The 8639-nt window shown below is 49.2% G+C and carries 6 protein-coding genes; 2 read left to right on the forward strand and 4 right to left on the reverse strand.

The window, feature by feature from the left end; genetic code table 11:
• Positions 1-2702, forward strand: a 2702-nt coding sequence (locus MJZ26_14105; GenBank protein MCQ2106911.1) for a non-lysosomal glucosylceramidase, incomplete at its 5' end; no start/stop codon positions are given.
• A 458-nt stretch (positions 2703-3160) separates the two neighbouring features.
• Here the strand turns inward: MJZ26_14105 and MJZ26_14110 are convergent.
• Both MJZ26_14110 and MJZ26_14115 read right to left on the reverse strand, forming a co-directional pair.
• A complete protein-coding gene (locus MJZ26_14110; protein MCQ2106912.1) occupies positions 3161-4243 on the reverse strand; it encodes a hypothetical protein in 1083 nt (360 codons plus the stop codon).
• Between the two features lie 65 nt (positions 4244-4308).
• The gene (locus tag MJZ26_14115; GenBank protein MCQ2106913.1) at positions 4309-5157 is read right to left on the reverse strand and encodes a TIGR02147 family protein; all 849 of its coding nucleotides are present in this window, start codon (positions 5155-5157) and stop codon (positions 4309-4311) included.
• Positions 5158-5322: 165 nt separating this feature from the next.
• Between MJZ26_14115 and MJZ26_14120 the strand changes: the two genes are divergently transcribed.
• On the forward strand, positions 5323-6975 hold the full coding sequence (locus MJZ26_14120) for a beta-mannosidase (GenBank protein ID MCQ2106914.1): 1653 nt from the start codon (positions 5323-5325) through the stop codon (positions 6973-6975).
• An 82-nt stretch (positions 6976-7057) separates the two neighbouring features.
• Here MJZ26_14120 and MJZ26_14125 read toward each other — a convergent pair whose 3' ends face one another.
• Positions 7058-7618 carry a hypothetical protein gene (locus tag MJZ26_14125; protein MCQ2106915.1) on the reverse strand — a complete coding sequence of 187 codons (561 nt, stop codon included), beginning with the start codon at positions 7616-7618 and terminating at the stop codon, positions 7058-7060.
• A 33-nt stretch (positions 7619-7651) separates the two neighbouring features.
• The gene (locus MJZ26_14130; GenBank protein MCQ2106916.1) at positions 7652-8494 is read right to left on the reverse strand and encodes a hypothetical protein; all 843 of its coding nucleotides are present in this window, start codon (positions 8492-8494) and stop codon (positions 7652-7654) included.
• Positions 8495-8639: the final 145 nt, after the last annotated feature.

The following is an 8639-nucleotide window of genomic DNA, read 5'->3' on the forward strand; positions in this document are numbered from 1 at the left end:
TCCTGAAGAACAACATGGCCGCATTCGAACGCTGGCACATCCAGTGGAGCGACCGTACCGCAGCTCTCCTCGCCAAGAAGGGAGCTAAGGTTGAAGAAGTGAACCGCGCAGTGGTTATCGATTTCTTCGACGGCGTGGTTGGTGAAAAGATTGCTCGCCAGGGCGCCCTGACCGCCGCATGGGCAGACGACAAGACTTTCCTCGGCCAGGAAGGCTACGACGCAGCCAAGATGCAGTACACCGCCCTCTACCCCGTCGCCGAAACCAAGTACGAAGGCAAGGGCGTTCAAATTACTAAGACCCAGTCCAGCTACGTGACCCCGGGTGACGAACGTCTCTCCAGCCTGCCGGTAAACGCAACCGTATTCACCCTGGAAAACACCACCAAGGAAACACGCGAAATGACCATCGTCCAGGTTCAGGACAGCCTCTGCGGCTACTACGCTCGCAAGGACCGTCAGGGCGTGCAGGATTCCAGCTTTGTTCTGGTTCCCATGGCCAAGAACCCGAAGGCTGTAAGCTTCAGCATGGAAGCTGCCGACGGCCGCGAAGTCCGCGGTATTGAATTCTACAACGAAGAACAGCAGCCCGCTTCTGACTTTAACGGCTGCATGGGCATTTCCGTTGCATGGAACAAGAAGGACAACCTGAACGTTTCCGTGAAGCCCATGTTCTACCAGGACGACGCAGCAGCTACCGTGAAGGCTGCCCTCCAGAGCGGTCGCGTCAACAACATTTTCGTGAAGAACGTCTACAGCGGCCGCGAAACCATCGCCGGCGCCATCGCTGTGACCGTCGTTCTCAAGCCCAAGCAGAAGGTTTCCTTCCAGTTCAACATGGTTCTGGACTTCCCGGAAATCAAGCTTGTGAAGCTCACCAGCCAGAAGAAGTACACCGCCTTCTACCCCGAAGCTTATGGCCGCGTTGGCGCAATCCTGGACGAAGCTCTGGCAGCTGACAAGACCATGGACGCTCGCCTCAAGGCATTCGAAGCCCTGGTTCCCAAGGCCAAGGTTGCAAAGATCTACAAGGAAGCAAAGAAGCAGGTGGAATTCAAGAGCCTTGCTATCAATACCCTCAGCTTCCTGGCAGAAGCAACCGTATGGGACAAGGAAGACCGCTTCCTGGTTCGTGAATGCGCAGACTATCCGTTCTTCAACTCTCTGGACGTTTACTTCTACGGCAGCTTCAGCCTGCTGGCTTTGATGCCCCGCCTGGACGGTGTTGTGATGAAGCGTTTCGGTGACGCCATCCTCGCTATTAACGAAAACCGTCGCCGTCATCATGAATACGTGAACCTGCCCTTTGCTGATCTTCCAGATCCGAAGCTGGAAGGCCCCCGCGCTGTTCGCGGCGCCGTGATTCACGACCTGGGTAGCCCCTTCGATGCAGAACCGGATGCCTACGACTGGCACAATGTGAAGGAATGGAAGGATCTTGCTCCTAAGTACGTTTTGATGGTTCTCCGCCACTACGTGACCACCAAGAATCTCGATGTTCTGAAGGACTGCAAGGACGCTGTCTACGCCGCCATGGAATATCTTGAAAAGATGGTGAATGAAGGCGAAAACTTCCCGCTGACCCACGGTACCGACGACACCTTCGACAACCTGAGCTCTCACGGTATTTCCGTTTACTGCGGTTCTCTCTGGATTGCAGGTCTCCGCGCTGCAGCAAAGATTGCTGAACTCCTGGGCGACAATGATCAGGCTGCCAAGTGGAACGAAAAGTCTGTTGCCGCCAACAAGGAATTCGACGAAGCCTTGTGGGACGAAAATGAAGGTTACTACCACTTCTTCGTGACCCCCATGGAAATGAAGGACGTGAACGTTGAAAAGTACGCCGCCCTCCGTGAAGCCGTGAAGGAATCCATTGAACTTCCGGAATGCCCGAAGGCTGGTGTCGCCGCCATCAACGCTTGGCTTAACTCCGGCGAAATTCCGTCCGATGTTGAACTTTCCAAGTCTGAACTCCGCGGCCTGAAGAAGGCATGGATCACCGCCCAGTGCAAGGACGCTTTCACCGCTTCCTGGTCTGCAAAGGTTTCCAACGATTGCGACGACGTGTTCGTTGATACTCTGCTGGCAGACACTTACCTCCGCATGCTGGGCCTGAAGCCCATTTGCGACGCAACCAAGGCCAAGAAGAACTTGCTGAAGGTCTTCAACACCAACTACAAGGCAAACAGTCCGCTGATTGGTGCAGCAAACCTCGTTCACAAGGACGGTTCCCCGCTGGATGAATTCAACTTCCAGGCTCACGACGTTTGGATCGGTATTCAGTACAGCGTCATGACCGCTTGCATGATGCACGGTCTCGTGAAGGAAGCCGCTGACCTGGGCGATTCCATGACCCGTAACCTCTACGATGAAGCCAAGGTTCCCTTCGCTGCACCGGAAGGTTTCAACGGTTCTTGCCGCCTGCACGCCGCCGCTCTGGTATCTACCTTCGGCATCAGCCAGGCTGCCGCCGACAAGATGCACAAGGCATTGCTGGCCAAGGGCGCACTCCTTGCAGATAGCCGCATTAGCCCGAAGCTGCCCCGCAACGTGGCTGCATTCACCAAGGCTTACGGCGCTATCGCCAAGGACGCCAAGGTCGATGCAGAAAAGCTGTTCACTCTGATGCACAGCACTGCGCTGAAGTACACCGCTGGTAAGTACTTCCGTCCTGGCATGGTGTTCGCTTTGTTGTATAAGTAGTTTCGGTCCGTGAGGTAAGCTCGCACGAAAACAAGGCCGTTCCGGGTTGTTTTCTTTGCGACTTACCTTCACTCCCCTATACAATTACTTATACCACCCGTTTTTACGGATGTTCGCTCTTTTGTACAAGTAAGGCGAGTTTCGTCTAGGCTTCGGATGTAAGCTCACACGCAAAACGGTCCTCGCTTCGCTGCGGAATGTTTTGCTTAGTGACTTTCATCCTTCGCCTTTGGGACTGTACGCAATTACTTGTAGTTGAGCTATTTTTTCGGTAAAACATCTGGAAAAATCCAGATGTTTTTCTTTTACCGACTTACCTTGCTCCACTACGAACTTACTTATATCGTTCGCTATTGTGAAAAAACATCAAGAAGCGTCTGGTTACAGGCGCTTCTTTTTTGCTTAATGATTTTCTTGTAGAGGGAGTGCGCGTGTAGACGATTCACACTTAGCATTGCTTATGGCGCATAATACACGAAGTTTACGCCTTCGAATACAATCTTGTCAACTTCTATAAAGGAGCCATCTTGAATAAAGAAACTCAGAAGAGCAATTTCCTTGGAAACTTCATTCCATTCCAACTGGTTGGCCGAGGGCTTCAAGATTTCATCGCCAGGCTTCAATTCAATTTCAGTCCACTTTTCCGCAGCAGGCAAATTCCACATGGCCTTATTATAGGCACCGCCATCCGTAGCAACCGCGTTTTCCAAACCTAAATTCAGATTTCCATTGCTGCGATATGTCACACGAATTGCAGTAAGCCCGCTCATATCAAAAGCCAACGAATCAGTCCCCAGATGGGTACCAAGAATCACCATTCCGGAATCGCCAATGTCGTATTGTGCAGAAAGGAAGTAGCCATGATCAGCAGAGGAATCCTGCACTGCATCAAAACTCCTACCATCTTCAGGACGGGTCCATTTGCAATCGCCCATGGAAGAAAAATACCAACCGTGATTCGGATAGTACTTGGCCAAATTATTGAGACTATCTCCGTCTTCAAAATCTTCGAATGTGAAAATTCCCGCACTATCCAATTGAACGGTATCCGGCTCCGAAATTGCAGAAGTCAAAACCGTATCCAGAGTTACACCTGCATCAAGACTCATTTCGACAATTGCAGAGTCCCCAAGCAGCAAATCAAACTTTCCTGCAGGAACGTGGGCGAAAACAAATGCGCCGTCTCGCCACAAAGCCATATACGGAGTTTCCGCCAACACCATCTGGAGAGAGGCAGCCTCAGCACTGTCCATACGAACAACAACAGATGCAGACGGTTCCAGCACAAGTTCTTTTTGCGTAGAATCAAAGTTATTCCAAACCATGAGGGCGGAATCACTGCCTGCTATCCCTTCTAGATAACACTCTTCGACGGGGACTTTCACGTATGCGACTCCGGAGTCATCCGTCGTTGCTGATTCCAGTTTGTTCAAAGTTTCCTTGGAATAAAGGTTCACACGGGCATGGGCCAAGGGTTTCTGCCGCGCGTCAGCCACATGCAAGGCAATACCATTAGTCGTTTCACTAGTGGCGCCAGACATATCTGATCCAGAGCCTGAGCAGGCCCAAATCAGCAAGGTCGATATTAATGCCGTTAGCAGTCGTTTCATGACCGAACCTTTTTCATCATGGGGAACATCTGAAAATTTAATTGATAAACACTATCGCATTGTTCAGCCGGCATGGAATTCACCACGTTCACGATGGATTTACGAGCATCCGCCAAAATTCCACGGATTTTTTCAATTTGCGAGGAATCCAACGCCATAGTCAAGGTGCTAATGTCGCGATTTTCCTTGGGAATATTTTCAATAGACTGCCGACCCAATTCCGTCACGGTTTTCTGATATTCACTGATAGACGCGCTGAGCCAGTGATCCTGCGTGCGAACGTGAGCATCCGAAGGAACAATACGACCTTGTTCGTTTCTTTTTGCAAGTTCCAACTGAAGGAGAGCTTCCACCGACGTCACAATTTGCGCTGCAGTAAGCTTTGGAATGCAGGAATTTCCTAGCGACACAGCATCCTGTTCGCCTCTATATTCATAAACATCCAAAGCAGAACGTACCATCGGATAATACCACTGCTGGAAATAGCGGTAGCGTGCCTCATCCAGCATACGGCAACGGGATGGACGCATTTTCTGTAAGGTTTCAAAATGCTTTCGGATTGCATCAGGTGTCTTAGCTTTTCCATAAGCAACCATCTCCCGGAAATACTCCGATTTGCCATCCTTGAAATTAAAGAATGCAACAAACGTATTTACAGAAGTATCAGACAAGTGGCGTTTCGATCGCAAAATTTTCACGAGAAGGCTTGCATCTATGTCCACAGCTGTTGCAAAAACTCGATAGCTAAAAGTCGGATCAAGAGATTTTTCCAAGTCATAGAAATCCCGCAAAAAAAGCCGGTAATCCAGATAATCATAGATGTTGATTTTATTTCTGGCAAACATATATAGCCTCTACAATATGGATTTCTCTCATAAACATCTACTTTATAACATCCATAAATATAACAAATTTTTACAAAAACGTTGACATTTTTGTCCACACCTTTGTGAGTTTTTTCACCATAGAAGAGCCACACCAATCTATTTTCTAGACAACAAGGAGTGATTATGAATATCGGAAAACTTTTACTCATTTTGGGTGCCACAATTGCCACAGCATCCTTTGCAGCGAAATACGAAGCGGAAGCAGGGACCTTGACCAATGACGCCAAGAAAGTCAGTGACGGCGGGGCTTCCGGCGGAGCCTATGTGGACATGCAATCTGGCAATTTATCCATCAACAATGTCAATGCAGAAAAGACCGGCAAGTACTCTTTAAAGGTTCGTTACAAGGTGGGCGATTACAAGGAAAACCTCCTCAAGGTAAATGGCGCCTCCGCAGGAACTTTGGCTTTCGAAGCCTCCAACAACTGGACAGATTTGTCCACAGTGGTTACACTCAATGCAGGTAACAACACCATCCTCATTGAAAAATACTGGGGATGGGTCAGCGTGGACTACATCGAAGTAAACCCCTACGTATCCGAACCGTTCAAAATCAGTTCAAACCTAGTAACACCCAACGCCACTGAATCCGCCCAGAAGCTTTACACTTTCCTGGTCAACAACTTCGGCAAGAAAACCATTAGCGGTGTAATGACCGGCGACATGGGCAGCTACTCCATGGGCGCAGATTTCAAGACTCACGACGACGTAAAGGAAATTTACAGCAAAGGCGGCAAATATCCTGCGCTTGTCGGCGTAGACTTTCTCTTCGCAAGCGGCCCTAACGCAAACAGTTCTTGGAACCAGGAATACACCAACAAGGCTCTTTCTCTCGCAAGAAACCTCTGGAAACAGGGTGGCATACCCAACTTCACTTGGCATTGGAAAGACCCACTGGACAAGCAGGACGCCTTCTACATCAAGGGTGCAACCGACGGCACCTACACCGACTTCGACTTCGCAACAGCCTTTAAATCCGGCACCACCGAATGGAACACAGAAAGCGCCGCCTACAAGGGCATCATCGCTGATGTAGACCATATCGCCGATTATTTCCTGGATCTTCAAAAAGACGGTATTGCAGGCATCTTCCGTCCGTTGCACGAAGCAGGCGGCAAATGGTTCTGGTGGAGCATCAATTCCGGAAAACAGTTCGCAGCCCTCTACCGTCTGGTATTCGACCGCATGGTGAAAGTCAAGGGCGTAAAAAACATGATCTGGGTTTACAATCCCATCTCCCCCGCTGTTTATGACTGGGATCCGGGTGCAGACTATTATGACGTTATCGCCATCGACATATACAACAGCGCAAACGATCATTCCAGTTGCTCCAGTGACTTTGACAAGTTCAAGAGTGCTTCCAAGTCATCCAAGATTATCGCCCTTACGGAAAACGGACCCATTCCCGACATCAACAACATGGTGAAGGAAGAAGCCATGTGGAGCTGGTGGATGCCCTGGTACAGCACCTGGGGAAGCACCTTCTCCTCCCAGACATCCAATGCCATGTGGAAAAGCAATCTGAACGACGAACGAGTGATTACTTTGGAAGATATGCCCGGCTGGGGAACTTACGCACCTTCCACAGAGGAACCCACTTCAATCCTTATGAAGTACAGTTCCCTGAACGGAGTGGAAACGAATGTACAGATATTTGATCTTAAGGGAAAGTACCTTGGCAATGAAGAGGCAAAGCAGAACCTGCCCAAGGGAAGGTACATCATCAAGTCCGAAATAAACAACCGTAAAACGAGTCGAATCCTTATAAGGGACTAAGTCTCCAGATTCTTTCAAAAAATAATCTTCTCTCCTAAATCCCCAAAAAAAGCCCCGCGTCTTTGCGGAGCTTTTTCAAATTTTATTCAATGGTGAAGTAGGTATCGTAATAGATGAAGGGGCGCTTCTTTTTCTTCTTGAACTTGCCCTTTCCACCGCCTTCCAATTCAGAAAGAGCATCCTGGAGGCTTCCCATTTCAACCTTGTTGGGGTCGTCCTGTTCCTCGTCAGGTTCCTTTACCTTGAAGTAAGGAATGACCATGTCGAAGTCTTCCTTGTCGGCATCCTTTTCGAAATTGAAGGAGTATTCAGTTTCGGTGTTGCCGTCCTTGACGCGCTTGCTGGAGATGCTGACGCTCATAAGGCGAGCTTCTAGGGACACCGCGTCAAACTGGACATTCATATCCAGGGCGTATTCTTCCAAGGGAAGAGTGGTCTTGGAAAAGCAGAAGTCACCAACACTGTTAAACACGCCATCAAGTTCCACGCCATACTTAATGAGATCGCGAAGCATGGTATGAGTTGCGCCATATTCCATGGCCTTAAGGGTGAACTTGGACTTCACCATGAGCTGCTGCAGCTTCAGGGAGTACTTGTCTAGGCGGGAAGCCAGGTTCATTTGCATCTTGAATTTTTCAGCCATATTCGTTCCTTATTTTTCGAGGGCAAATATAGCTTACTTCGAAAGGCACTGAGCGGCCTTCAGTGTCATGTCAAGCTCGATTTTCTTGGGTTCCTCAAAGGAGGTCTTGATTAACGACTTGACGTTATAATCCTTCTTGATGGACTTGAGAACGCATTCACAGGTAGCCTTCTTTACGTCTCCAGACTTCATGCATTCCTTGATGAAGGCGTTATCCATTTCGGCGGGAAACTGCTTTGGAAGGCAGGGTTCCACGAGGGTAAAGCCCCACTTGTCAAAATTGGCAAGTTCCCCATCCCCACTTTCCATAAGCATCTTGGTTAGCAAGGTGTTGTCCTTGATCAAGCGGTCATAGGCGCACTTACAGGTCTTATCCGCCTGGTTGGCGCCAAGCCATTCCATAGATTCCACAGTGCAGGACTGCACGAAATTGTCCTTGAGCATGGGGCTTTGAAGCATAGCCATCAAGATCATCATTTCTTCGGCGGAAACTTCATAGCCTGCGATATTGAGCCCTCCCTGGGAGCCTTTATCCTGAGGGGAATTCTTGGAGCCTCCATCATAAGCGGCACCGCATTCCGTTGTGGCATTGACGATGAAGTTGACATAGTCCGGGTCCTCGATGCCAATGGATAGCTGGCGTTCCAAATCCTTGAACTTGTTTTCGTCGTACTTGGCCGACAGTTTCTGAAGGACGCATTCGCAAATGGGAGCCTCGACGTTTTCCTGGCAGCCCTTCAGGAATTCCCTGCGGGTAGGTTCAGAATAGCTTTTACCTGCGGTCTTTGCCACCACCGCGGCGGCACCACTTGCGGCGTAACTTGTTGATGCTAAAAGAGTTACAAAAAGAGCGACTGCTGTCTTAAAATTTTTCATGATGTTAATATACAAAAGCCGTACTCCCCCGCCAAAAACAAAGCATTTATAACACTAAACAAAAGCCCTTCCTTTTACTAAATTATGGCTACTATGAGCTTAAAATTCGAAACCCCGATTACTGAAGTCCCGCTGTTCCACCAGG

It is taken from the genome of Fibrobacter sp. (assembly GCA_024398965.1).
Lineage (GTDB): Bacteria > Fibrobacterota > Fibrobacteria > Fibrobacterales > Fibrobacteraceae > Fibrobacter.

What these genes read in the sequence shown, in the direction of transcription:
- MJZ26_14110 (MCQ2106912.1), bottom strand. Translation starts at nt 4,243, where the DNA reads ATGTCTGGCGCCACTAGTGAAACGACTAATGGTATTGCCTTGCATGTG.
- MJZ26_14120 (MCQ2106914.1), top strand. Translation starts at nt 5,323, where the DNA reads ATGAATATCGGAAAACTTTTACTCATTTTGGGTGCCACAATTGCCACA.
- MJZ26_14130 (MCQ2106916.1), bottom strand. Translation starts at nt 8,494, where the DNA reads ATGAAAAATTTTAAGACAGCAGTCGCTCTTTTTGTAACTCTTTTAGCA.
- MJZ26_14125 (MCQ2106915.1), bottom strand. Translation starts at nt 7,618, where the DNA reads ATGGCTGAAAAATTCAAGATGCAAATGAACCTGGCTTCCCGCCTAGAC.
- MJZ26_14115 (MCQ2106913.1), bottom strand. Translation starts at nt 5,157, where the DNA reads ATGTTTGCCAGAAATAAAATCAACATCTATGATTATCTGGATTACCGG.